Annotated in this window: 22 protein-coding genes; 11 read left to right on the top strand and 11 right to left on the bottom strand. The window is 67.5% G+C overall.

The window, feature by feature from the left end; translation table 11 throughout:
* The first annotated feature begins 90 nt into the window (after positions 1-90).
* The gene (locus tag SPHPHY_RS0107960) at positions 91-546 is read left to right on the top strand and encodes a TM2 domain-containing protein (RefSeq protein WP_028056636.1); all 456 of its coding nucleotides are present in this window, start codon (positions 91-93) and stop codon (positions 544-546) included.
* Between the two features lie 55 nt (positions 547-601).
* Here SPHPHY_RS0107960 and SPHPHY_RS19730 read toward each other — a convergent pair whose 3' ends face one another.
* From SPHPHY_RS19730 to SPHPHY_RS0107940, 4 genes are all read right to left on the bottom strand, one after another.
* Positions 602-949 carry a DUF3060 domain-containing protein gene (locus SPHPHY_RS19730; protein ID WP_196802146.1) on the bottom strand — a complete coding sequence of 116 codons (348 nt, stop codon included), beginning with the start codon at positions 947-949 and terminating at the stop codon, positions 602-604.
* A 90-nt stretch (positions 950-1,039) separates the two neighbouring features.
* Positions 1,040-2,065 (bottom strand): Holliday junction branch migration DNA helicase RuvB, encoded by a 1,026-nt coding sequence (gene ruvB / locus SPHPHY_RS0107950; protein WP_022686152.1) that lies wholly within the window; start codon positions 2,063-2,065, stop codon positions 1,040-1,042.
* A 72-nt stretch (positions 2,066-2,137) separates the two neighbouring features.
* The gene (locus tag SPHPHY_RS0107945; RefSeq protein ID WP_156025067.1) at positions 2,138-2,434 is read right to left on the bottom strand and encodes a hypothetical protein; all 297 of its coding nucleotides are present in this window, start codon (positions 2,432-2,434) and stop codon (positions 2,138-2,140) included.
* 110 nt (positions 2,435-2,544) lie between these two features.
* Positions 2,545-3,198: a hypothetical protein gene (locus SPHPHY_RS0107940; RefSeq protein WP_419554970.1), complete on the bottom strand. Its 654-nt coding sequence runs from the start codon at positions 3,196-3,198 to the stop codon at positions 2,545-2,547.
* A gap of 182 nt (positions 3,199-3,380) precedes the next feature.
* Between SPHPHY_RS0107940 and ispH the strand changes: the two genes are divergently transcribed.
* The 4 genes from ispH to SPHPHY_RS0107915 all read left to right on the top strand — a co-directional run bounded on the left by ispH (position 3,381) and on the right by SPHPHY_RS0107915 (position 8,049).
* On the top strand, positions 3,381-4,346 hold the full coding sequence (ispH, locus tag SPHPHY_RS0107935; protein ID WP_028056634.1) for a 4-hydroxy-3-methylbut-2-enyl diphosphate reductase: 966 nt from the start codon (positions 3,381-3,383) through the stop codon (positions 4,344-4,346).
* Positions 4,347-4,352: 6 nt separating this feature from the next.
* On the top strand, positions 4,353-5,306 hold the full coding sequence (gene thrB, locus SPHPHY_RS0107930; RefSeq protein ID WP_022686148.1) for a homoserine kinase: 954 nt from the start codon (positions 4,353-4,355) through the stop codon (positions 5,304-5,306).
* Positions 5,303-5,752: a ribonuclease HI gene (gene rnhA, locus SPHPHY_RS0107925; RefSeq protein WP_022686147.1), complete on the top strand. Its 450-nt coding sequence runs from the start codon at positions 5,303-5,305 to the stop codon at positions 5,750-5,752. Before thrB ends, rnhA begins: the two co-directional genes overlap by 4 nt.
* Positions 5,753-6,540: 788 nt before the next feature.
* Complete coding sequence (locus tag SPHPHY_RS0107915; RefSeq protein WP_022686145.1) at positions 6,541-8,049, top strand: OprO/OprP family phosphate-selective porin; 1,509 nt, start codon at positions 6,541-6,543, stop codon at positions 8,047-8,049.
* 342 nt (positions 8,050-8,391) lie between these two features.
* On the opposite strand, the gene SPHPHY_RS0107910 is transcribed toward SPHPHY_RS0107915, so the two are convergent.
* A complete protein-coding gene (locus tag SPHPHY_RS0107910; RefSeq protein WP_022686144.1) occupies positions 8,392-9,288 on the bottom strand; it encodes a LysR family transcriptional regulator in 897 nt (298 codons plus the stop codon).
* Positions 9,289-9,379: 91 nt separating this feature from the next.
* Here SPHPHY_RS0107910 and SPHPHY_RS0107905 point away from each other — a divergent pair, with 91 nt between their 5' ends.
* Positions 9,380-10,240 (top strand): aldo/keto reductase family oxidoreductase, encoded by an 861-nt coding sequence (locus SPHPHY_RS0107905; protein ID WP_022686143.1) that lies wholly within the window; start codon positions 9,380-9,382, stop codon positions 10,238-10,240.
* Between the two features lie 181 nt (positions 10,241-10,421).
* Here the strand turns inward: SPHPHY_RS0107905 and SPHPHY_RS0107900 are convergent, their stop codons facing one another.
* Positions 10,422-12,797, bottom strand: coding sequence for a PAS domain-containing protein (locus SPHPHY_RS0107900; protein ID WP_156025066.1), 2,376 nt, complete (start codon positions 12,795-12,797; stop codon positions 10,422-10,424).
* Positions 12,798-12,981: 184 nt separating this feature from the next.
* Here SPHPHY_RS0107900 and SPHPHY_RS0107895 point away from each other — a divergent pair, with 184 nt between their 5' ends.
* The 4 genes from SPHPHY_RS0107895 (at position 12,982) to SPHPHY_RS19725 (ending at position 16,864) form a co-directional block, all read left to right on the top strand.
* On the top strand, positions 12,982-13,641 hold the full coding sequence (locus SPHPHY_RS0107895; RefSeq protein ID WP_231370385.1) for a ferritin-like domain-containing protein: 660 nt from the start codon (positions 12,982-12,984) through the stop codon (positions 13,639-13,641).
* 56 nt (positions 13,642-13,697) lie between these two features.
* Entirely contained in the window at positions 13,698-13,904 is a 207-nt protein-coding gene (locus SPHPHY_RS0107890; RefSeq protein WP_022686140.1) for a hypothetical protein, read from the top strand.
* 10 nt (positions 13,905-13,914) lie between these two features.
* Positions 13,915-14,409 (top strand): DUF2243 domain-containing protein, encoded by a 495-nt coding sequence (locus SPHPHY_RS0107885; protein ID WP_022686139.1) that lies wholly within the window; start codon positions 13,915-13,917, stop codon positions 14,407-14,409.
* 205 nt (positions 14,410-14,614) lie between these two features.
* Complete coding sequence (locus SPHPHY_RS19725; protein ID WP_156025065.1) at positions 14,615-16,864, top strand: putative bifunctional diguanylate cyclase/phosphodiesterase; 2,250 nt, start codon at positions 14,615-14,617, stop codon at positions 16,862-16,864.
* Positions 16,865-16,867: 3 nt separating this feature from the next.
* Here the strand turns inward: SPHPHY_RS19725 and SPHPHY_RS0107875 are convergent, their stop codons facing one another.
* Positions 16,868-18,451, bottom strand: coding sequence for a Na+/H+ antiporter (locus SPHPHY_RS0107875; RefSeq protein WP_022686137.1), 1,584 nt, complete (start codon positions 18,449-18,451; stop codon positions 16,868-16,870).
* A 267-nt stretch (positions 18,452-18,718) separates the two neighbouring features.
* Here SPHPHY_RS0107875 and SPHPHY_RS0107870 point away from each other — a divergent pair, with 267 nt between their 5' ends.
* Complete coding sequence (locus SPHPHY_RS0107870) at positions 18,719-19,594, top strand: SDR family oxidoreductase (RefSeq protein ID WP_028056632.1); 876 nt, start codon at positions 18,719-18,721, stop codon at positions 19,592-19,594.
* 34 nt (positions 19,595-19,628) lie between these two features.
* Here the strand turns inward: SPHPHY_RS0107870 and SPHPHY_RS0107865 are convergent, their stop codons facing one another.
* From SPHPHY_RS0107865 to SPHPHY_RS21365, 4 genes are read right to left on the bottom strand one after another with little or no spacing between them, the layout of a single operon-like run.
* Entirely contained in the window at positions 19,629-20,225 is a 597-nt protein-coding gene (locus SPHPHY_RS0107865) for a class I SAM-dependent methyltransferase (protein WP_022686135.1), read from the bottom strand.
* A complete protein-coding gene (locus SPHPHY_RS0107860) occupies positions 20,222-20,869 on the bottom strand; it encodes a PIG-L deacetylase family protein (RefSeq protein WP_231370384.1) in 648 nt (215 codons plus the stop codon). The genes SPHPHY_RS0107865 and SPHPHY_RS0107860 overlap by 4 nt, the downstream gene beginning before the upstream one ends.
* Before the next feature lie 2 nt (positions 20,870-20,871).
* Positions 20,872-21,846 carry an acyl-CoA dehydrogenase gene (locus tag SPHPHY_RS0107855; RefSeq protein ID WP_022686133.1) on the bottom strand — a complete coding sequence of 325 codons (975 nt, stop codon included), beginning with the start codon at positions 21,844-21,846 and terminating at the stop codon, positions 20,872-20,874.
* Positions 21,843-22,889, bottom strand: coding sequence for a glycosyltransferase (locus SPHPHY_RS21365; RefSeq protein ID WP_231370383.1), 1,047 nt, complete (start codon positions 22,887-22,889; stop codon positions 21,843-21,845). The genes SPHPHY_RS0107855 and SPHPHY_RS21365 overlap by 4 nt, the downstream gene beginning before the upstream one ends.
* Positions 22,890-23,023 lie beyond the last annotated feature (134 nt).

The following is a 23,023-nucleotide window of genomic DNA, read 5'->3' as shown; positions in this document are numbered from 1 at the left end:
ATTTTTGTCGGGTGTATTCGCGCACCGATCCTTGCCAGAATCGCCGCCGCGATGTTCAGGCATGTCGCAGGAATTCGAAGGAACGGCACGATGCGAGGTCAGGTATTGGGCGTGGATGCGCGGAGCGGGCACGGCCTGGTCGCCGGCGACGATGGTCAGCGCTACACGTTCCTGCCCGAGGACTGGACGCAGCGCGGCGAGCCGGTGATCGGCCAATCGGTCGATTTCGAGACCTCGGGCGCACGCGCGCTCAACATCTTCCCGCTCGTCGCGCCGCCGACACTCGCGCCGGCCACGGTCGGCCCGCAGGTGCGGCACGGCAACGACCGCAACAAATATGTCGCCGCCGCACTGGCGTTCGTGCTCGGCACGCTGGGCGTGCACCGCTTCTATCTCGGCCGGACCAAATCGGGGATCGTGATGCTGGTGCTGACGATCACGGTCGTCGGCCTGCTCTTCACCGGATTATGGGCGCTGATCGACACGATCCGCTATCTCGTGATGTCGGACGCCGAGTTCGACGCGCGTTACCGGCGCGGGGACTGATCGCGCGGCGGGAGCGGTTCGCCCCCACCCTCGCCGCAGCCCCCTCCGTCCACGATCATTGCGCGCGGCGGATGCTGTTGCCGGCGCCGGTGCTGCTGACGCGCGGTCGGGCCTGGCCGGGTGCGCGCCACGTGATGTGGTTGCTGCTGCCGACAACGCGGATCGCCGCCTTCTCGGCCAGATCGACGCTGACGATATTGCCGGCACCCTCCACCGACAGCAACCGGCACGGGCCATCGACGGTGATCCGGTTGCTGGCGCCGGTGATATGCGCCTCGCCATCGTCGCAGTCGATGCTCGATTCCTGCCCGGCGCCTTCGAAATGCGTCTGCGCCAGCAGAGGCGCGGAGAGCCCGCACGCCATCAGCGCCGCCGCGACCAGCGCGCTACGAAATGCCGTCATCGATCGCATCGTTTCGTCCCGTATCGTCATCGAGAGCGCACCTCTCCCACAATCACCGCCGCCGGGATAGCGGCACGACGCCGCCGCTTCCTACTGGTCGAACAGCCCGTCCTGAGAACCGGCCGGCGGGTTGAGCCCGAGGTGCTTCCACCCGCCCGCGTTGAGCACGCGGCCACGCGCAGTGCGCGCGACCAGCCCGAGCTGGATCAGATACGGCTCGATCACTTCCTCGACGGTGTCACGCGGCTCGCTCAGGCCAGCCGCCAGCGTTTCGACGCCGACCGGGCCACCACGATAGATGTCGGCGATCATCATGAGATAGCGACGGTCCATCGCATCAAGCCCGAGCCGGTCGACCTCCAGCCGATCCAGCGCACGGTCCGCGACGGTCGCGTCGACGACGGCCACGTTCGCGACGTTCGCGAAATCGCGCACCCGCCGCAGCAGCCGGCCGGCGATGCGCGGCGTGCCGCGCGCGCGGCGTGCGATCTCGACCGCGCCGTCGCGCGCGATGCCGAGTTCGAGCAACTGTGCCGCACGCAATACGACGCGTTCCAGTTCGTCGACGGTGTAGAATTGCAGCCGCACCGGGATGCCGAAACGGTCGCGCAGCGGCGTCGTCAACAATCCCTGCCGTGTCGTCGCTCCGACCAAGGTGAAGCGTGGCAGGTCGATCCGCACGCTGCGCGCCGACGGCCCCTCGCCGATCATCAGGTCGAGCGCGCGATCCTCCATCGCGGGGTAGAGCACCTCCTCGACGGCGGGTTGCAGGCGATGGATCTCGTCGATGAAGAGGACGTCGCCATCCTCGAGATTGGTCAGCAAGGCGGCGAGATCGCCCGACTTGGCGATGACCGGACCCGACGTCGCGCGGAAGCCCACGCCCATCTCGCGCGCGACGATCTGCGCCAATGTGGTCTTGCCGAGCCCGGGCGGTCCGAAAAAGAGCACGTGATCGAGCGCCTCACCGCGGCTCTTCGCCGCCTGGATGAACACCCGCAGATTCTCGCGCGCGGCCTTCTGCCCGACGAAATCGTCGAGCGTCTTCGGGCGCAGCGCGGCGTCGACATCCTCGACGCGGCGCGCGGGCGAGATCAGGCGGTCCTCATCGGTCACGCTTCGTTCCGTAGCGATGCGCGCCACCGGGGCAAGTCCCGTGCTGCGACGAGCACCGCGACGACGTGGGCGTTACGCCAGCCGATCGATGATCTGGCCCTGCCCCATCGACGGCCCGCCACCGTAAGTCACCGCGCCTGCCGCCATGCTGGAGCGCAGCTTTTCCATGACGCGGTCGAATTGATCGAGCTGCTCGCTGGCGGTGCGCATCAGGCTGCCGGTCGAGCGCGTGCTGGCGTCCTGCGCGGGGGCGGCGACCTTGGCAGTGGCGGCGACCGGCGTGGTCGGTGCCTGTACCACGGTGGCGCCAGCGGGCGCGACCGGCCTGGCGACCGACATCGAGCTGGCAATCGGGGACAGGCTTGTCACGTCATCAATCCTTAGGCCGCATCGTCGAGACACCGGCAGCGGGCGTTCTACGCCGCCAAACATTGCGCAAAGGTGACCGCCGAAAAAACTATCCGTTCGCTCCGAACGGATCAGCGCGTGGCGTTGTAGCGCAACTGGTCCTGCGTCAGCTGGAAGCCGACCAGCGCCTCGAACGACGCCGACGCCACCGCCTGGCGAATCTTCGGATCGGCGAGCGGATCGACCGCGGCATCCTCGTCGCCGGCCTTGCGACGGCGGGTCAGGCGGTCGCGCACTTCCTGTGGCAATGTGGCGGCAGTGCGCGCGATCGAACTGCTCGCCTCGGCGCTGGTGGTGGCCAGCCCCTGCCCGGCGTCGAAGTGCAGCCCGACCTGCGACACGCGCTTGGCGACCACGGCGTTGCCGCCGCGCGTGACGACGATGAAATACGGCAGGGTCACATCGCGTGGACCGTCGGTGCGGGTACGGCGCGCGCGCACGTCGAACGTGACGCGCGTCGACACCTCGGCACCCTGATCGTCGCAGGTGGATCGCACGTTGCTGATCGTCGCGACGACGTCGATCGCGGCGGCGGCGCGGCTGGCGGGCGGATCGAACATCGTAATGTCGCCGGTGCCGGCGGGCACACCGACCGTGGGACAGGCCGAGCGGACGGCGGTGATGCCGACCCCCCCGGAGGTATCGATCTCCCCGCTGCGCGCGCAACCGGCCACGAGCAAGAGGACCAGCGGAGCAGCGATATAGCGAGCGTTCACGAACACAATCCCGGGGTAATGGGCAAGAGGCGATACGGCGCCGCATGACGGCCCCGGGTCGTCGCCAGCATAGGAACCGTCTATCGCCGGAGCAAGCATTCGCGTAGAGCCGGCGCATGGCCGATATCCCGAACGTGACCGCCGCCGCCGACCACCCTGCCGCGCCCGTGCCCGAAGCCGCGCCCGGGACGATGCCCGGGACCGGGCCGGTGCGGCGCCGCCCGCTGGAACTGCTGATTGCCGCTCCGCGCGGCTTCTGCGCCGGGGTCGACCGGGCGATCCGGATCGTCGAGCTCGCGATCGAGAAGCACGGCGCACCGGTCTATGTCCGGCACGAAATCGTCCACAACAAGTTCGTGGTCGATTCGCTGAAGGCGAAGGGCGCGGTGTTCGTCGAGGAATTGACCGAGGTGCCCGATGGCGCGCCCGTCGTCTTCTCCGCCCACGGTGTGCCCAAGTCGGTGCCGGCCGAGGCGCAGAACCGTGGACTCGACTATCTCGATGCCACCTGCCCGCTCGTCTCCAAGGTGCATCGGCAGGCCGAACGGCTGGTCGCTGCCGGGCGCCACATCGTGTTCATCGGCCACGTCGGTCACCCGGAAGTGATCGGCACGTTCGGCCAGGTCCCCGAGGGCGCGATGACGCTGGTCGAGACGGTCGCCGACGTCGAGGCGCTGACGCCCGCCGATCCCGCGAACCTTGCGTTCCTCACGCAGACGACGCTGTCGGTCGACGACACCGCCGCGATGGTCGCCGGGCTGCACCGTCGCTTCCCCACGATCCAGGCGCCGCACGGCGAGGACATCTGCTACGCCACCTCCAACCGGCAGGCGGCGGTGAAGGCGATCGCAAGTGCATGCGACGCGGTGCTGGTGATCGGCGCGCCCAATTCGTCCAACTCGCTGCGGCTGGTCGAGGTCGCGGAACGACAGGGCATCCGCGCCGCGCTGATCCAGCGTGCCGCCGATCTCGACTGGGCGTTCCTCGACGGGGTCGGCACGCTGGGCGTCACCGCGGGCGCTTCCGCCCCCGAGTTGCTGGTGCGCGAACTGGTCGACCGGCTGTCGACGCGCTTCGACGTGACCGAGCGGGAGGAGGAAACGACCCGCGAGACGATCGCGTTCAAGCTGCCGCGCGGGCTAGAGGCCGCTGCGTAAGCTGGCATGGCCGTCTACACGCACGTCTCCGCGGAAGCGCTGGGCGCTTTCCTGCGCCGCTACGATGTCGGCGAACTCGTCTCCGTGAAGGGGATCGCCGAGGGGGTGGAGAACTCCAACTACCTCGTCGACACCACCGGCGCGCGTTTCATCCTGACGCTTTATGAGAAGCGCGTCGCGGCGGACGACCTGCCGTTCTTCATGGCGTTGCTCGACCATCTCGCCGCGCGCGGGCTGGCGGTGCCGCCGGCGATCGCCGACCGCGCTGGCGGCGTGATCCAGGAGCTGGAGGGCCGGCCAGCGTGCCTGATCCGTTTTCTGACGGGTGTGTCGGTGTCGCATCCCACGCCCGCCCAGGCGCATGCCGCCGCGCGCGCGATGGGGGAGATGCATGCCGCGCTCGCCGACTTCGCGCAGACGCGTGTCAATTCGATGGGCATCGCGACGTGGCGACCGTTGCTGGAGCGCTGCGGACGCGACCTCGACGCGATCCAGCCCGGCCTGTTCGATCGCGTCGACACCGCACTGGCGCGCGTCGAGGCGGCGTGGCCGCTCGGCCTGCCGGTCAGCGCGATCCATGCGGACCTGTTCCCGGACAACGTGCTGATGCGCGGCGACGAGGTTACGGGGCTGATCGACTTCTATTTCGCCTGCACCGACGTGCGCGCGCTCGATGTCGCGGTGATGCACTCGGCGTGGACGTTCGACGCGCATGGCCGCGATCCGGATGCGGCAATCGGAGCCGCATTGCTGGACGGTTATGGCACGTCGTTCGCATTGTCGGCGGCCGAACGCGCGGCGCTGCCGCTGCTCGCGCAGGGCGCGTGCGTCCGCTTCCTGCTGAGCCGGGCGTGGGACTGGCTGCACACCCCGGCCGACGCGCTGGTGATGCGCAAGGATCCGCTGGCGTACCTGCGGCGGCTCGACTGGTACGAAGCCAATCCGCGGGCATTCGCATGACCGAGTTGACGCAGGTCGAGCTGTTCACCGACGGCGCGTGCAAGGGCAATCCCGGCCCGGGCGGCTGGGGCGCGGTGATCCGGGCCGGCAAGCACGAGAAGGAACTCTCCGGCGGCGAGCCACTGACCACCAACAACCGCATGGAGTTGATGGCGGCGATCCGCGGGCTGAACGCGCTGACACGGCCGTGTCGGGTCACGCTGTCGACCGACAGCCGCTACGTCATGGACGGGCTGACGAAGTGGATCCACGGCTGGCAGAAGAACGGCTGGAAGACCGCCGACAAGAAGCCGGTGAAGAACGCGGAACTGTGGCAGGCGCTGCTGGAGGCCGCCCGCCCGCACCGCGTCGACTGGAAATGGGTGAAGGGCCATGCCGGCCATCCCGAGAACGAGCGTGCCGACCGACTGGCGAGCGATGCCGCGGTCGCAGCGGGGCGGGCATAGCGCTGCGGCGCCAATGGCGACGGACCGCAGGTAAGCGCGTGTTGCGCAGCCTGTTCAGCACGCACCCATAAGCCGGCGGGCGCTGAAGCAAGTCAGCGGCATCGCCCCCGCGCGCGCGGGACGCGGAGCGGCCCTCGCCGACACGTGCGGGCAACGACTTTGCCAATCCGGGGTTTGCGAGGACGCCGAGCCGATGATCCACGTCCACGGCGGCGCGCGACCACAAGCGCGGCCGCTGGACGCTGCCGGCGCCTGACGAACAGTCGACCGTTAGGCACTACCGGCAGACACGCTCGGCCGAGTAATGCCGACATAGCGAGGTGATGTCGCCGTCGCCGTCGCAGCGAAGGCACGTAGCTTCGGCATCATCGTGCATCGTCAACGGCATCGTCCGAAATCCACGATAGCGCAGCACGCCCCACGGGTATCGCGACAGCCCGCTCGCGTGTCCGCCGATCCCGGGCCGAATCACGCCTGACCCGTTCGCCAGCGCACAGCCTTTCGCGCGCTTTCCGTGCGAACCGCGCTCGGGCGAGCGCAATCCGGTAGGCAGCGCCTGCACGCTAATTCCCGTTTGTTGCTGATCCTTTCCGATTAGCGACTAATTAACTGCTCCCAACTTATTCGAAGTGCTCCAGAAACCCGGTGAAGCCTCGTAATATCGCGGGTCCAAGTCGCAGGTTGTTTCGGAGTGCGCGGGTTCTGGCCGGGACCTGCCATCTTCGATGTGCCGACGCGATAGATCCCAAGCGATAATACGCCTGTGCTCGCCTTGATTGGCTTGATGCATGAAACATCTCTTCCATGTGGGCGTGTCCTTGTCCGCTCTCTTGCTGGCCACGCCAGTGCAGGCCCAGAACACCGCCGATCAGGCCGAGATCCTCGCGCTGCTGCGTGCACAGGCCAGCGAGATCGCCGCCTTGAGGGCGCGTCTCGAAGCGGTCGAGGGCAAGCCGCAGACAAATGGAACGCCGGTCGCGGCGGCTTCTACCGCACCGAGCGTACCGGGCGCACCGCGGCAGGTCGCGACCGCGTCGTCGACGGTCGGCAACGACAGCGAAACCGTGTCGTTCGCGCCGCAGATCCTCGCGGCGAGCCCGGCCGAACAGACCGTGACGCAGGCACGCGCCGCGGCGATGAACCCGTCGGGCGTCACCACCGAATGGCGGGGCGGCCTGCCGATCTTCCACTCGGCCGACGGCAAGTACACGTTCAAGATGCGCGGCCGCATCATCAACCACGCGAGTTCGACGTTCGGGTCGAAGTACGACGCGCGCAACATCACGACGACCGGTGCCCGCGCGCTGCGCATCGGCATCGAAGGCGCGATCGGCACGCACTTCTTCTACCAGTTCGAGAACGATTTCGCAGACAACGTGTCGGACGTGGGCACGATGTTCGTCGGCTGGCGCAACGATGTCGGGCAGATCTCCTACGACGTCCGCTTCGGCAACATGTTCAACGACCGCAGCTTCGAAGGGTCGAGCGGATCGGACGCACCGCCGTTCCTAGAACGCAACGTCGTCGCGACCTCGATCATCCCGCAACGCGGCTTCTACGGTATCGCGCTGATGCCGCGGCTGTTCTGGAAATCCGGCCACGCATCGATCACACTCAGCGGCGACAACGTCGATGCCAGCCAGAGCGTGTCGGACAGCCGGACGGTATTGGCGCGCACGCACTGGAACCCGTTCAAGACCGATCGTTCGATCGTTCACCTGGGTCTGTGGGGCTTCGACGAGAAGCTCGCGGTCGGCCCGGGCACGCTGACCCGCAACACGGTGATCGGCGGACGCTTCAACAGCCTGCTGCGCGTTTCGACCGGCCCGGTGGTCGGCGGCACCGGAACGACCGGCTACGGTGCCGAGGTCGGCGGCTATGCAGGGCCGATCTGGGTGATGGGCGAGGCCGGCGAGCGCCATGCGCGGCTCAACGCCGGGCGTGACGATCTCGTCACCAAGGCATGGAGCCTGTCCGGTGGCTGGTTCGTCACCGGCGAGTTGCCGCCGTACAATCCGCGCCTCGGCACGTTCGCGCAACCGCGCGTGTTGAAGCCGGTGTTCGATGGCGGTTCGGGCGCCATCGAAGTGCTGACGCGCTACGAGAACCTCGATTTCTCCGGGATCGCGACGGGCGGCAAGGGCTCGGCGGTCACCGCGGGAATGAACTGGTATCTCGACAGCGTGATCCGGTTGCAGTTCAACGTGATCCACTGGAACACCGACAACCGCGCCGGTGCCTTCACCGGCAAGGACAATGGCGAGACCGTCACCGGGGGTGTCGGCGTCACATTCTGATCGTCGTTCCTGAATTGTCGTGGCGGGAGCGGCGTGACCGTTCCCGCCACGAATTCGATCAGAGCAGGGTTCCGGTGGCTCGCCGTCCTTTCCGGCGTTGACGCCAGTACCCGCATCGATGAGGCCGACCCGCGGCAGGGCGAAGCTGCGTCACCACGCAGGCCCGGGCCGCTCGCGACGCTTCAGGACCGATCGAGATTCAGGCGAATTCCCCGGAAGCGCCGTCATCGCGAGCGGAGGAAGCAAATCTGCCCGATCGTGGCAGCGCGGTTCGCCCGACAGCTCATCATCTTCATTCGCGAGCAGTTCGGCACCCGCGAAAGCGCTGAATGTCGATCGCGCCTAGCCGCGGATGAAGTCGACGAAGGCGCGCAGCGGCGGCGGCACGAGGCGACGGCCGGAATAGTAGAGGAACGGTCCCGAGAAGGATTGCCACCAATCCGGCAGCACAGGCTCCAGCGCACCGCTGTCGAGCGCGGGCCGCAGCCAATCCTCGAACAGCGAAAGAATCCCGCCGCCCGCCAGCGCCACGTCGACCAGCAGGTCCGCGGCGCCGGAAACGCTCGCGATCAATGGCCCTTGCGGCTCGATCCGCACGATCTCGCCGTCGCGCTCGAACTCCCACGGGCTGGTGAGCGCACCGCTGGTGAAGCGGCCCCGCAGGCAGGCGTGCTCGAGCAAGTCGCGCGGATGGCTCGGCCGGCCACGCGCGTCGAGATAGGCCGGTGCCGCGGCGGTCGCGAAGCGCTGGACCCGCGGACCGATCGGAACCGCGATCATATCCTGCTCCAGCCGCTCGTCATAGCGGATGCCGGCATCGCAGCCCGACGCGACCATATCGACGAAGCCGTCCTCGGCGACGATCTCCACCTGGATGTCGGGGTAGGCGGCGAGAAAGCCGGGCAGGATCGACGGCAGCACCAGCCGCGCCGCGCTGACCGGCACGTTGAGCCGCAGCGTGCCCGCCGGCCGATCGCGGAACAGGTTCACGACATCGAGCGCCGCCTCCACCTCGCCGAGCGCCGGCCCCAGCCGCTCGATCAGCCGCGCCCCCGCCTCGGTCGGCGTCACACTGCGCGTGGTGCGGTGGAGCAAGCGCACGCCAAGCCGCGCCTCCAGCCGCCGCACCGCTTCGCTCAACGTCGAGGCGCTCGCGCCCACGGCGCGGGCCGCGTCGCGGAAGCCGCGCGCCTGCGCAACCGCGAGGAAGGCGTTCAGATCGGCAAGGTCGGCCTTCATCGTTCGATTTTCCGCACAGCCCGTGCGGATACGTCCCGCTTATCCCGTGAATGCGCAAGCCGTATCTCACCGCCAGCACAGGAGACAGCCAATGATCGACCACGCAGGCACTTATTCTTTCGCCGGACGCAACGTGAAGCGGCTCGGTTATGGCGCGATGCAGCTTGCCGGACCCGGCGTGTTCGGCCCGCCGCGTGACCGCGACGAGGCGCTCGCCGTACTGCGCGCCGCGATCTCGGCGGGCGTCAACCACATCGATACCAGCGACTTCTACGGCCCGCACATCACCAACCGGTTGATCCGCGAGGCGCTGTCGCCCTACCCCGACGAACTGCTGATCGTGACCAAGATCGGTGCGCGGCGCGGCGACGATGCGTCGTGGTTGCCGGCCTTCGCGGCGGACGAACTGGCGCGTGCCATCGACGACAATCTGACGAACCTCGGCCTGGACGCGCTGGACGTCGTCAATCTCCGCCTGATGTTCGACGTCCACGGCCCCGCCGAAGGATCGCTGGCCGAGCCGTTGAAGGTGCTGGCGGATCTGCAACGACAGGGGCTGGTGCGCCATATCGGCCTCAGCAACGTGACGCCGACGCAATTCGAGGAAGCACGCGGCATCGCCGAGATCGCCTGCGTCCAGAACCAGTATAATCTGGCGTATCGCGGCGACGACGCTTTCATCGACGCGCTGGCGGCGGAAGGTGTCGCCTATGTCCCCTTCTTCCCGCTTGGCGGCTTCAGCCCGCTGCAATCGGCGGCGTTATCCGCCGTGGCGGCGCGGCTGGGCGCGACGCCGATGCAGGTGGCGCTCGCATGGCTGCTCCAGCGCGCGCCCAACATCCTGCCGATCCCCGGCACCTCGTCGCTTCCGCATCTTCATGAGAACCTCGCCGCGGCATCGCTGACGCTGCCCGAGGAGGCGGTGGCCGAGCTTGACGCGATCGGGCGCTGAGCCGGCGGCGGGGCAGCGGCAAGCGGCGCGCGCGATACGGCATTCCAGCCTGACAGGAGAGAGGGTTTGCACATCGTCGGAGCGCGCGGACACGCCCTCGCCGAACCGGCGACGGCGCCGAGCCCCCTCACCTGCCCGAACCTTCAATCGCCGGGCGAGAGCGCAAGTGCCTCGCCCGGCGTCAGCTCCGCCAGCGCCCCGAGCGTCGCCTTGCCCGCTGGATCACGCGCGACAGGCTGGCGATCGTGTAGGGCTTGGACAGCAGCGTAAAGCCGCTTGCCCCTGACTGGACGATAGCTTCGCTATAACCGCTGGTGAGGATCACCGGGAGATGCGGGTAGAGCCGCTGGATCTCGCGGCCGAGCTCGATGCCCGACATACCCGGCATCACCACGTCGGAAAATACGAGGTCGAAATCGCGGCGCGCCTCGAGCGCTTCCAGTGCCGCGGCGGCCGAGAGGACCCATTTCGTCTGGTAGCCGAGTTCATCGAGGGCGCCGGTAGCGAACGAGCCGACCTCTTCGTTGTCTTCCACCACGAGGATGCACAGCCCCTCGCCCGACAAGGCGATCTCGTGATTAACGGACTCACCCGGCACCGCCGCCACGTGGTTCGACAGCGGAAGATAGAGCGTCAAGCTGGCTCCGCCATGGGCTTCGTTCCGGGCGATGACCTCGCCGCCGGACTGCTTTGCGAAGCCGAACACCTGCGAGAGGCCGAGCCCGGTACCCTGTCCGACGCCCTTGGTGGTGAAAAAAGGCTCGAACACGTGGTCGAGCCGGTCCGCCGGAATGCCCGGGCCGGTGTCGGTCAGCGTGACGGCGATGAACCGGCCCGCGACGGGTGAATGAGCGCGTACGGCAGGGATACCGTCGACCGGCGTCGCCGAGATCGTCAGTCGGCCCGCGCCGTTCATGGCATCGCGCGCGTTCGCGGCGATGTTGACGATCGCCGTGTCGAACTGCGTCCGGTCGGCGTTGATCAGGCAAGGACAGTGACTCACGTCGATGTCGAGGACGATGCGCGACCCGACGAGCGTTTCGACGATCTTCGCGACGTTCTCCAGGCTTTCGCCGACGTCGAAGACCTCGGGCGTAAGCGCCTGCCGTCGTGCGAACGACAACAGCTGGCTGGTCAGCCTCGTGGCACGATCAGCCGTGTCGGCGATGGCATCGAGATAGCGCTGACGCCGCTCTTCGTCGACGTTCGCCCGGCGCAGGAGATCGGCAGAACCGCGGATCACCGTGAGCAGGTTGTTGAAGTCGTGCGCGATGCCGCCGGTCAGCTGGCCGAGCGCTTCCATCTTCTGCGACTGCCGCAATTGATCTTCGATCTGTCGCTGGCTGGTCATGTCGACGCCGATGCCGGTGCGACGGACGGCGCGGCCCTGAAGGTCCATGTACGTGTGGCCACGGGAAAGGACCCAACGCACCGCGCCACCGGGATGCAGGAGCCGGTATTCGAGTTCGAGTTCGCCGCAGCGTTTCAGGCCGCTCGCAAGGACCTTGTCCAGCGCCCTGCGATCGTCCGGATGGACGTTGGCGAAGAATTCGTCACGCGTGAAGCCCGCCGATATGCGTGCCGGATCGAGGCCGTACAGCTCGGCGATCGAGGTGTCGCAGGAGAAACGATCGGCCGGGATGTCGTACGTCCAGACCCCTACCCCTCCGATCGCGGACAGCGCCAGGCGCACGAAATCCTGTTCGTCCCTGAGTGCCGCCTCCGCCCTTCGTTGCGCCGTGATGTGCCGCCCGGTCGCCAGAACGGATCGCTCGGTAGGCGCGGCCACCCAGGAAAACCAGCGGGTGGAGCCGTCCTTGTGCAGGTACCGGTTTTCGATCGTCGGCGGTGATCCTGCTACGGCGTCGGCAAGCGCTTGCTTCGTGACCTCCACGTCCTCCGGAACGACGAGCGTGTCGACCTGTCGTCCGAGCAACTCTTCGCGCTCGAAGCCCAGGATCGCGGTCCAGGCCGGGTTGATGCGGAGGATGTTTCCGGCAAAATCGAGCTCGACCAGCAGGTCCGGCGAACTCTCCCACAGAAGGTCGCGTTCGTTCTCATGCCAGGAGATGGTGGTGTTCGCGGCCGTCAGCTGGTCGGAAGTGTCGAGTTGCTGCCCGATGATCTTCGCGAACATCTTGAACATGGCGATGATCTCAGGCGCCTCGATCGGTCGGGGATGAGGATCGACGGCACACAGGGTGCCGTAGAACCGGCCATCCGCCAGAACGATCGGCACCGAGATGTAGCTCTCGAACCCGTACAGGGCCGGCGTGTGATGATCGCGATACGTCGGATCCGACGACACGTTGCTGATCACGACCAGTTGCTCGCTTTTGCGGATCTCGTGACAGATCGTCGTCTCGAGCTTGAGCTCGTCGCCAACCAGCAGGCCGAAGTCGATCTCGTCGCGGACGCTGCACGCGATCCAGCGTTCATCGGTGACGCGAGCGACCGCAGCGAAACCCATCCCGGTCGCGCGGCAGACGGCGGCAAGGATCGTCGGCACGACATCGATGCTGGCGACCGCAGCGATATCCCTCTCGTGCTCTTTCAAGGACCGCCCTTCCACCTATCAGCCCGCCCACCTTCTAACGCTTCTCCAGCAACGTTAAAGGCCTTGCGTCGTCGCGCCACCGCCAGTCCGTTCGCGGCGCAGCGGCCGGGCCGGTCGGCGGACAAGTGGAACGGATCGTCCAGCGGCCTGCTCGCTTGCTTCGGAAGCAAACGCCCGTTCACGGATGCCCGGTTTGGCCTCCCATCGCCACCCGTGGCCGCGCGCCGTTCGTTATCGATTACATAGCGTGCTGCGCACAATCGCCAGGGAACTCATCGGCTTAGTGAAGCGCTCGCAGCGGATCGGAGCATTGCGCTTCGGCAAGCCAAGGAGCCTGAGCATGTCGACCCCCGAGGACCTGAAGGACATTTACATCGACGAGATGAAGGATCTTTGGTCCGCCAACGACCAGATGCTCAAGGTGCTGAAGAAGATCACCACGAAGGCCAGCGACGCCAAGCTGAAGGATATGCTGACCGCCTCGCACGAGGGCGTCACGAAGCATACGGATGTGCTCAAGGAGCTGATCGCCAGCCACGACGAGAAGGTTTCCAAGGAGCACTGCAAGGGCATGGAAGGCCTGGTAGCGGAGGCGACCAAGCACGTCCTGGAGGAAGGACCGAAAAAGGGGCCGCTCCTCGACGTACTGATCATCGCGCAATATCAGCGCATGACGCATTACGGCATCGCCGGTTTCGGCACGGCGGCCGCCTACGCCAAGGCGCTCGGGCTGAAGGACGACGCGAAGAAGCTCGGCGCGGCCACCAAGGAAATCTACGGTGGCGACGAGTATATGACCCAGTTGGCGGAAACGTCGGTCAATCTGCAGGCCGAAGACGCCTGAGCCTTTCCGCCCGCCCGGCATCGTCCGGGCGGGCGCCCCCTGCGTCCGGGTGTCACATGAAGCTGGCCCTTCGCCTCTCCCCGTTACCGCTGCTGTTCGCCGGCACGCCGGCATGGGCGTGCACGCTCTGCCACAGCCGAACCGCCGAAGAGGTCCGCATGGCAATCTTCGGTCCGGATTTCCTGAGCAACTGTGCCGCCCTGGCGGCACCGGCGCCGGTGCTGCTCGTCGTGGCCTGCGCGGCCCGCAAGTATCTTCTGTGAAGGAGCAACGATGTCGGAGCGCCTATTGACGACGAAACCGCTCACTTCCGCGGGCATGGTGCTCGGGATCGGAATGGGAGGCTTCGTGGACGGCATCGTATTTCACCAGATACTTCAGTTCCACAACATGCTGTCGTCGCGTATCCCCACCGACACGCTCGTCGGCGCGAAGACCAACATGGTCTGGGATGGCCTGTTCCACGCGCTGGTATGGATCGCGACAGCCGCGGGCATCGTGTTGCTGTGGAAGGCAGTGAAGCGCCCCGGCGTGCTCCTCTCCGGCAAGGCGTTGTTCGGATCGACCCTGCTTGGCTTCGGCCTGTTCAATCTGGTCGAGGGGATCATCGATCACCACATTCTCAACCTTCACCACGTCTACGAGCGTCTCGGACGTTCGATCTGGGACTATGTCTTCCTGGCGTCGGGCGTGACGTTGATCCTGACGGGCTGGTTGATGATCCGCGATGCACGGTCCGAAGCCGTCGCCCATGCGGCCGCCGAGTAGCGGCGCGTCGGATCGCTCCCCTGAACGACCCACAAGCGCTTTTCGAAGCCTTGGCCTTCAGCTGCCCCTCATGTTCATCGCTATGTCGGACGCCAGGCTCGATCATTAACCGGCCGTTGAGGATTTTCCCGCAATATGGTGCGGGGAGTTCAGCGGCTTGCGTATATCTCGGTATCAAACGGCCACGCACGGGCGCTGGCGGTTCGTGAGCGCAGTGGCGTTGCCGATCGCGTTGCTGGCACTCGGCCTGACTGCCACGGTCTTCTATGCGCTCCACACCGCGGCGAGGCAGGCGGACCTGGTCTCGGCGGAGCGGCAGGGCCATGAAGCCCAACTCGCCGTGGACGACGCGCTCGACGAGCTCGCGCAAAGCCAGAGCGGCGTGGCGATCTGGAGCCCGCTACTACGCGAACTCTACAAATCGCAGCCGAATTGGGGCTGGATCGACATCAATGCGGGCACGTGGCTGAACTACGTCTTCGCGCATGATGTGGACATCATCCTCTCGCCGCACGACGCGCCGGTCTACATGATGCAGGATGGCGAGCGGCTGGCATCGCCAGGGCGCCCGGCGAGAATTTATACCCGCGCCGCTGCACCGTTGATCGACGCCGTCCGCGAACGGACGCACCGCGCGGCGAACCCGCATGAGCGATTGCCCGGCCAGCCGCTCGCCAACCATGCGAGCGTGCGTACCTCACCGAGCGCAATCCATGCCACCAGCACCGTGGCGGTGGGCGATCGCCTCGCCGCGGTCAGCGTGATGCGGATCGTTCCCGATGGCAGCGACGGCGACGCGCCGCCGGGACCAGCACCGCTGCTGCTGAGCGTCCGCTATCTCGACCGTTCGTTCGTGCAACAATTGGCGTCGGTCCAGCTCCTGGCCGGCGCGCGGGCCACCGTGGGGCGGACGTTCCAGGCGGAGCGCGGCGTTGCGCTGACCGCCGAGGACGGCAAGCGGATCGGCATGCTCGCCTGGCGACCGGACCAGCCCGGGCAGGCGGTATGGAAGGCGATGGTTCCAACGGCCGCAGCCGTCCTTGCCGGGCTGTTGGCCACGGTCGCGGCGCTGCTCGCCGGCGTCGGGCGGCTGATGCGCAAGGACGCCGCCACGCTCGGCCAGTTGCGGGTCGCGCATCTCGAATTGCAGGCGAAAGAGGCGCAGGCGCATCGTCTCGCCTATCACGACACGCTGACCGGGCTGGCCAATCGCGCGCGGCTGCTCACGATGCTCGACGACATGCTCGGCCTCGGCGCCCCGGAAGGTGTGAGCGCGGTGCTGCTGATCGACCTCGACCGCTTCAAGCAGGTGAACGACACGCTGGGACATCTCGCCGGCGATCACTTGATCCGGCAAGTAGGGATGCGGCTGGAGGCGCTGGTGCTGCCGGGTGATCTGGTGGCGCGGCTGGGCGGCGACGAGTTTGCGGTACTGCTGGGCACGCGCGCCGACGAAGCCGCGATCGGAACGGTGGCGGGCGCTATGGTGGCCGCGATCCAGGAGCCGTTCGTCGTGCTGGGCGCGAACGTGCATATCGGCGCGAGTATCGGGATTGCCTGCTTCCGCGACGCGCAGGGCGACCGCACCGAGTTGATGCGGACCGCCGATATCGCGATGTATCGCGCCAAGGCGGAAGGACGGAACGGCTATCGTTTCTTCATCGCCGACATGGACGAGAGCGTGAAGCTGCGACGCGAGATCGAGGACGATCTGCGCGAGGCGATCGCGCGCGAGAGCGAGCTGTTCGTCCACTATCAACCGCAAATGGATGGCAGCGGCAGCCGCGTGATCGGGGTCGAGGCGCTGTTGCGGTGGCAGCATCCGCGCCGCGGCTGGCTGGCACCCGCCGCCTTCATCAACGTCGCGGAGGAAAGCGGGCTGATCGGGGCGCTTACCCGCCGCGTGCTGCGCGATGCGTGCGGGGTGGCCGTGGCGTGGCCGGGTCTGTCCGTGGCGGTCAACATCTCGCCGGTCCAGTTCCGATCGCGCACGCTGGCCGCCGAGTTGATCGCGATCGTGCGCGAAACCGGCGCACGCGCGCAGCAGATCGAGCTGGAGGTGACTGAAAGCGTCCTGCTCGACAATGACGAAGTGGTGCGCGCGACACTGGGTGCGCTGCGCCGCGCGGGTTTCCGCATCGCGCTCGACGACTTCGGTACCGGCTATTCAAGCCTCAGCTATCTCAGCAAGTTCGAAGTCGACAAGATCAAGATCGACCGCAGCTTCATCCAGAGGCTGGGCGAGGCGGACGATGCGGCAGCGATCATCCATGCGGTGGTGCGGCTGGGGCACGCCATGGGATTGCTGGTAACCGCCGAGGGTGTCGAAACCGGGCTGCAACGCGCGTTCCTGGAAAACGCCGGGTGCAACGAATTGCAGGGGTTCCTGTTCTCGGAAGCGGTGCCGGCGGCAGCGTTGCAGCGGTTACTGGGACGGCTCGAGCAAGCGGCCTAGGGTTCAACCCTTCGCTGCCTCGGCAGCAAGCTCCTCCAGGTCCAGATCATGTTCGAGGTCGTGTAGGGTCTCATCATCGATACGCCCGGCGCGGTGCAGCCGGACCAATTCCGCCCGACCGGCCGTGACGGCCGCGATGATCACGTCGAAATGGCTGGCGATCGCGGCGTTGCGCTCCTCATTTGTGCCGTCGAAGGCATCTGCCGCGGTGGCACGGGTCGTATAGCGGCGGAGCAGTTGCGGATGGATGACGTTGCCATGGGCATCGACAGCCGCGCGCTCCACGGCGACCAATTGCGCCTGGAACATCATCGTCTCAGCAGCTTGAAGATCGAGCGGCGGTCCCGCGCCGGCATCTTCCGGCGGCTTTGCCCAGCGGATGACGGCCCCGAGCGACGTGCCCTGCACCAGCACCGTGACGAGGATCACGACAAAGGCGGCGACGAGCATCAGATCCCGCGCCGGCATCGTTTCCGGAAGCGAGAGCGCGACCGCCAGCGTGACCACGCCGCGCATCCCCGCCCAGCTGATCACCACCGCAGCACGTGCACCGAGCGGCTGCTGCCGGGCCCATCCGACCGCGCGTGCGGCGCGCACCGTTGCATCCACCCCGAAGACCCAGATGAAGCGCGCCACGATCACGGCCACGGCGATCAGCAGGACAGGCTGCGCCATCGTGTCCACCACCACGCCGATCCCGCCGACCCGGTCCAGCAAACCGCGTAGCGACAAGCCGATGAGCAGGAAGACGGCGGCTTCGAGAAGGAACACCAGCACCTGCCAGAAGGCCATGGCGCGGATGCGCACGCTCGCGTTGAAGACGACGTGCTGGTACCAGCCGCAGGTCAGGCCCGCGGTGACGACGGCGATGACGCCCGAGACGTGCAGCAGTTCGCCGGCGATATAGGCGCTCCAGCAGACGAGCACCGTCGCGGCGATCATCAACGTATCGTCGCCGAGACGGCGAAGGAGCAGCACCCACAATCCGCCGATCGCCGCGCCGACGGCGATGCCGCCGACGACCAGCAGGACGAAGGTTCCGGTCGCGGCGCCCAGATCGAAGCTGCCGGTCAGTACCGCCGCGACGGCGAACCGGAACAGGACCAGACCGGCGGCATCATTCAAAAGGCTCTCGCCCTCCAGCAGCGTCGTCAGCCGGCGCGGCAGCTTGACCCGCTGCAACACAGCGCGGGCGGATACTGCGTCCGGAGGAGACACGATCGCGCCCAGCGCGACGCACGCCGCCCAGGGAAGCCCGGGCATGAGCAGTTTCGTGACGATCGCCACGGCGGCGGTGGTGAAGAACACCGCGCCGACCGCCAGCGACAGGATGCCGGCCATGTGGCGCCGGAACGACGCGACGGCGGTGAACCATGCGCCATCCATCAACAGGGGTGGCAGAAACAGGACGAGGACCAGCTCGGGGTCGATCACGATCCCCTGCACGCCCGGCACAAAGGCCACGGCGCAACCGCCGACGATCAGTGCCGCGGCGGGCGGCAACGCCAGCCGACGGGCGAGGTAGTGGAGCCCCAGCACCACCAGGAACATGCCGATGATCAGCTCGAAGTTCGCCGCCGCATGCACGAAGCTGCCCCCTTTTCCGCTTGCCCCTACCCGCTGTGCAGGCTGTTCCGGACAGCGTCAACGTTCTCGCCCGCCTGTCCTCAAGGCGGCGTGCAGTAACGCGTGGACAGGGTCGACCCGACGGGAAACGCCTGCCCCTCCCGCCGCCCGCCGCGCTCATTCTTCTCTGCGAGCGGACCATTGCCATACGTGCTTGCGGTGGCGGCGGGGGTGGGCACGTTATCGCTTGTGGGCCGTTTGCTGCTCGATCCAGCGACAGGAAGCGACATGACCGACGATCCACGCACCAGCCAGCCGACGAGCTTTCCCGACGAGCCGCAGCAGCCGCGACCCGGGCTGACGACGAACATGCGAACCAAGCCCGATCACGGCGAGGGAAGCTACGTCGGCAAGGGCGTGCTCGACGGAAAGGTGGCGCTGATCACCGGCGGAGACTCCGGCATCGGCCGCGCGGTGGCGATCGCCTACGCCCGTGAAGGGGCGAGCGTCGCCATATCCTATCTTGCCGACGAGCAGGCCGATGCCGAGGAAACACAGGACTGGGTAGAGAAGGCGGGACAGCGCTGCCTTCTGCTGCCAGGCGATCTTCGCGACCGCGATCATTGTGCGGCCATCGTCGATCGCACGGTCGCGGAATTCGGCAGGCTGGATGTCCTCGTCAACAATGCCGCGGCGCAGACGATGAACGAAGGGCTGGACAGCATCGACGACGACGAGATGCAGGATGCCTTCGCCGCCAACGTCTTCGCCATGATCCGTCTGGCCAAGGCGGCGGCGCCGCACATGAAGCCCGGATCGGCGATCATCAACACCACGAGCGAGCAGGCCAAGGTCGCCGGGAAGAACATGATTGTCTATGCCGCCACCAAGGGTGCGATTTCGAGCCTTACAATAGGGTTGTCCAACCTTCTGTCGAGTGACGGCATTCGCGTGAACGCCGTCGCGCCCGGCCCGATCTGGACGCCTATCCAGCCGATCGCCAAGTCGCCGCACGAACTCGAAACATTGGGGCAGGATACGCCGATCGGGCGTGCGGGACAGCCGGGTGAGCTTGCCCCCGCCTATGTGCTGCTCGCATCGGCGGAGGGCAGCTACATGTCCGGCAATGTCGTCGCGGTAACCGGCGGCGTGCCGGTTTCATAAACCCGGACAACGGTCGCCACCTCGCCTTCGCCGACTACGACGATCTCGGCGAGCGGCGGGGGACACAGGCGAGCACCACCCAGCGGCCCGTGCGCCTGACCGTCCTGACGGACCAGGCCTGTCCCGTCCGGGCGAGAAAGTAGCGCTGCAAGCCCGCGGCATGTTGGGCGAAATCGTGGAAGTCGATGCGATGATGCGCGAGCACCAGCGTGCCGCCCGGTCGCAACGCGCGGGCGAGGTCGCGGGCAGTCCGCTTCATCGCGCGTGGGGAGAGATAATAGAGGAGCTCCGCAACCACGATCGCGTCATAGCGTGATCGCGGCAGGCGCGCCGGCACCGCCAGCCGCAGCGCCCGCGCGCGCCGTGACCCCGGCGGAAGCGCTGCCGCCACCAGTCGCGTGCCCGCCGCGGTCGCCTCCGTGGCGTCGAGCCGGAGCGTCCGCGCGGCGAATGCACGACTGTTCGAACCATTGCCCGCCGCGAGTTCGAGGATACGACCGTGCGGCCCGGCGCCGATCGCATGGAGAATCGCGGTTCGCTTTGTCGCTTCGTCGCGGTTCGCGAACGTCCGCCACGGATCGGGATCGGCGGCGAAGGTCCGCTCGAACCCGTCGAGGGTGATCGCCCTCACCGTCCGCCAGCCGCGGCGAACAGCTCACGCGGGCCGCAGAAGGCTGGGATCTGGCGCGCTGTCAGCGCGAACCCGTTCGGATCGTCCGTGATGCAGCCGGCCTGCGTACGGTAACCACGAAGCGCATGTCGCTTCGCGAGACGTTCCTGTGCGGTCAGCGCGAGCGGTTTGGCGCCACGCAGGCGTTGTCCCGCCGGCCACACCGGATAGCTCCACCAGCGCACGCCCGCCTGTTGCCGCACCGCGGCGGACACGACACGATGGTCGGGGTGGGCGTCGTCGGCTGATGGGGCGAGCACCAGCGATGGAACCGGAAGCGCGCGTGCTGCCCGCGCAACCAGACGGGACACGCTGGACGCATGATCCGCCAACCGACCGTCGGGAAGGCCGAGGAAGGTGATCGCGTCGGCATTCACTCCGATCCGGCGCATCGCCCGTCGCGTCTCGTGCTGGCGCTCACGCGTGAGCCGGCGGCGCGGCCAACGCGCGCTGTTCGGATGAGACGCTGCGCCATCGCTCACGACCAGCACACGCACGATGACGCCGCGCCGCCGCAGCCGCGACATGAGCGCATGTGCGGCGATCGTCTCGTCGTCGGGGTGCGGCGCGACGACCAGCAGCGAGCGCAAGCGTCCGGGCGGCACGATCACAGCGCCACCCGCAACGTTCCCGCCGCCACCGCCGCGCCCACCTGCATGCGCTGCGCGTCCGGCCCGGGCTGACGCAGGTACATCGAGAGGTCGGTGATCGCCGCGGCCAGCGGATGATCCAGGAACAGCGACTGCACGCCGACCGCTTCCTGCGCGAGCATGATCGCGTCACCGCCCGCGGCGTAGACGGCGGCGCGTGCTGCGGCGACGAGCGGCAGGCGCGCTTCCTCGTCGGTAAACCAGCCCACGGAGGCGCGTCGTACCGCGCCGGCGGCCGATTGCGCCAGCGCGTACAGCTGCGCCAACCGGCCCGCCTGATGCGGATCGGCCGATCGTCCCGCCGCGACGAGATGGTCGCGAACGCCGTCGACCAGCCGGGCGATGCCGCCGGCCTGAACGCCCGCGAAACGTAAGGCGCCGCCGCTGAACCAGGGTTCTCTTACATAATCACCGGGCTGCCCCACCGAAGCGTCGGAGGAGACCATCGCATCGTGCCAGCGGACCGAGTGGGTTTCCGATCGTTGCATCCCCATCACGCGCCAGACGCCGCGATCGATGACGGGCGGCATTGCGGAGAGATCGAGCAACAGGAGCTGGCGACCCGCCGGCATGTCCACCGTGACGAGCGCGTGGCTGAGCAGCCCGGCGCCCGACGCGAAGCTCTTCCCGCCGCTCAGCCGCCCATCCACGAGCCGCAGCGGGTCGCCCGGCAAGTCGGCGTTCCACACTCCGAGCAGTGCGCCGCCGATCGCCGCGTCGCGCAGCCACGCGCGTCGCATCGCTGTGCCATAACGCGCCACGATCTGCGCGGCATCGACATGTCCCTCGAACAAGCGGCCGAGCGGGAGGTCTTGTCGGCCGGCACGATAGAGCAGCCGCAATAGCTCCAGCAGCGCGTCGGCGTCGACAGGATCGCCGAGGTTCTTCAACTCGCCGCCAAGCGCGACGAGCTGCCTTCGCAGTTCGGTCATGCCGCCTGCGCCGACGATAGCGAAGCAGTCAGCGTCGCGAGCACGGTCTCTGCCGCGGCAAGCGATACCTGCCGCATGCCACCCGGCGGGATGGGAACGACGCGCATCGCAAACGCCTCGGCATTCGGACAATCACGTGCGACGCCGACGAGATGATCCGCGTCGAGCCCTATCGCTTCGGAGAGCGATGACAGATCCCGTTGAAGGAAGACGCGGCGGGCCAGCGCGTGCGCGCGATACTGCCACAGTTGATCGGCCGGGTGCGCGACGCGAACGCTGCCGACGCCATCGTGATCGAGTGCGTGCAGCGTCGCCGCAAGTCCGCCCAGCGCCCGCCCGCGGCGGCGGCCCGACGTATGGACCACGCTCGCCGCGTCGCGCCGGACGCGCAGACCCGCCCGCGAGGCTTCGTCGACGAGGCGCGCATCCTCACCACTCACCAGCGCGGGAAAGCCGCCGAGCGCCGCATACGTGTCGGCGCGCATCGCCATGTTCGCACCGCTGGTGTGGTGATGCGTAAACGGTGCCTCCCACTCGACCGGATCGATGAGGCGCCGTAGCGAGAATAATCGCGCGTAATACGCCTCGATGCGATCCTGATCGGGGTGAGCGCCCGCGCCGCTGCGGATCACGTCGCCGGCGACGAGATCGGCACGATCGAGCGCCGCCACCGTCGCGTGGAGCCACGCAGGGTTGGGCCAGCTGTCGGCGTCGGTCGTCATGAGGACGTCACCTGGCGCACTCAGCGTTTCCGCACCCAGCAGCATCGCGCGATGCCGCGCCACGCCGGCGTTCGCCGCCGAATGCTCGACCGCCCCGACATGGACGCCGTGTCGCGCCCGTCGAGCATAAGCGGCAGCGATGGCGGCGCTGCCATCGATACAGCCGTCGAGCAGCAAGCAGAGCGAAACTGAAGCGCCCGCCGGCACTTGGAGCCGGTCAACGGCCTCGAACAGCCGCGGCAGGCGGGCTGCCTCGTCGCGGGCGGGAACACAGATGGCGATAGCGACGGCTGAACGGAATGCTCCCGCGTCGGCACTCAAGCGCGTAGCCTGGGTGCGTCGCTGCCGCGCCGGCATGCGTTGGATTTCGGATCGACTTCAGTAACGACGACGCCAGGCATGACGATCTCGACGGTGCGATAACGGTCACCGTCGCTCATTCCATGCAGGTTGTC

The organism is Sphingomonas phyllosphaerae 5.2, assembly GCF_000419605.1.
Lineage (GTDB): Bacteria > Pseudomonadota > Alphaproteobacteria > Sphingomonadales > Sphingomonadaceae > Sphingomonas > Sphingomonas phyllosphaerae_B.
The sequence above is the reverse complement of the archived record's forward strand: the minus strand, read 5'-3'. Positions and strand labels throughout refer to the sequence as shown.

Bases quoted from the DNA above. Each gene is read 5' to 3' on its own strand.
- SPHPHY_RS0107960 (WP_028056636.1), top strand. From the start codon at position 91: ATGCGAGGTCAGGTATTGGGCGTGGATGCGCGGAGCGGGCACGGCCTG.
- SPHPHY_RS19730 (WP_196802146.1), bottom strand. From the start codon at position 949: ATGACGGCATTTCGTAGCGCGCTGGTCGCGGCGGCGCTGATGGCGTGC.
- ispH (WP_028056634.1), top strand. From the start codon at position 3,381: ATGCCCGGGACCGGGCCGGTGCGGCGCCGCCCGCTGGAACTGCTGATT.
- thrB (WP_022686148.1), top strand. From the start codon at position 4,353: ATGGCCGTCTACACGCACGTCTCCGCGGAAGCGCTGGGCGCTTTCCTG.
- rnhA (WP_022686147.1), top strand. From the start codon at position 5,303: ATGACCGAGTTGACGCAGGTCGAGCTGTTCACCGACGGCGCGTGCAAG.
- SPHPHY_RS0107915 (WP_022686145.1), top strand. From the start codon at position 6,541: ATGAAACATCTCTTCCATGTGGGCGTGTCCTTGTCCGCTCTCTTGCTG.
- SPHPHY_RS0107910 (WP_022686144.1), bottom strand. From the start codon at position 9,288: ATGAAGGCCGACCTTGCCGATCTGAACGCCTTCCTCGCGGTTGCGCAG.
- SPHPHY_RS0107905 (WP_022686143.1), top strand. From the start codon at position 9,380: ATGATCGACCACGCAGGCACTTATTCTTTCGCCGGACGCAACGTGAAG.
- SPHPHY_RS0107895 (WP_231370385.1), top strand. From the start codon at position 12,982: ATGCCCGGTTTGGCCTCCCATCGCCACCCGTGGCCGCGCGCCGTTCGT.
- SPHPHY_RS0107890 (WP_022686140.1), top strand. From the start codon at position 13,698: ATGAAGCTGGCCCTTCGCCTCTCCCCGTTACCGCTGCTGTTCGCCGGC.
- SPHPHY_RS0107885 (WP_022686139.1), top strand. From the start codon at position 13,915: ATGTCGGAGCGCCTATTGACGACGAAACCGCTCACTTCCGCGGGCATG.
- SPHPHY_RS0107870 (WP_028056632.1), top strand. From the start codon at position 18,719: ATGACCGACGATCCACGCACCAGCCAGCCGACGAGCTTTCCCGACGAG.
- SPHPHY_RS0107855 (WP_022686133.1), bottom strand. From the start codon at position 21,846: ATGACCGAACTGCGAAGGCAGCTCGTCGCGCTTGGCGGCGAGTTGAAG.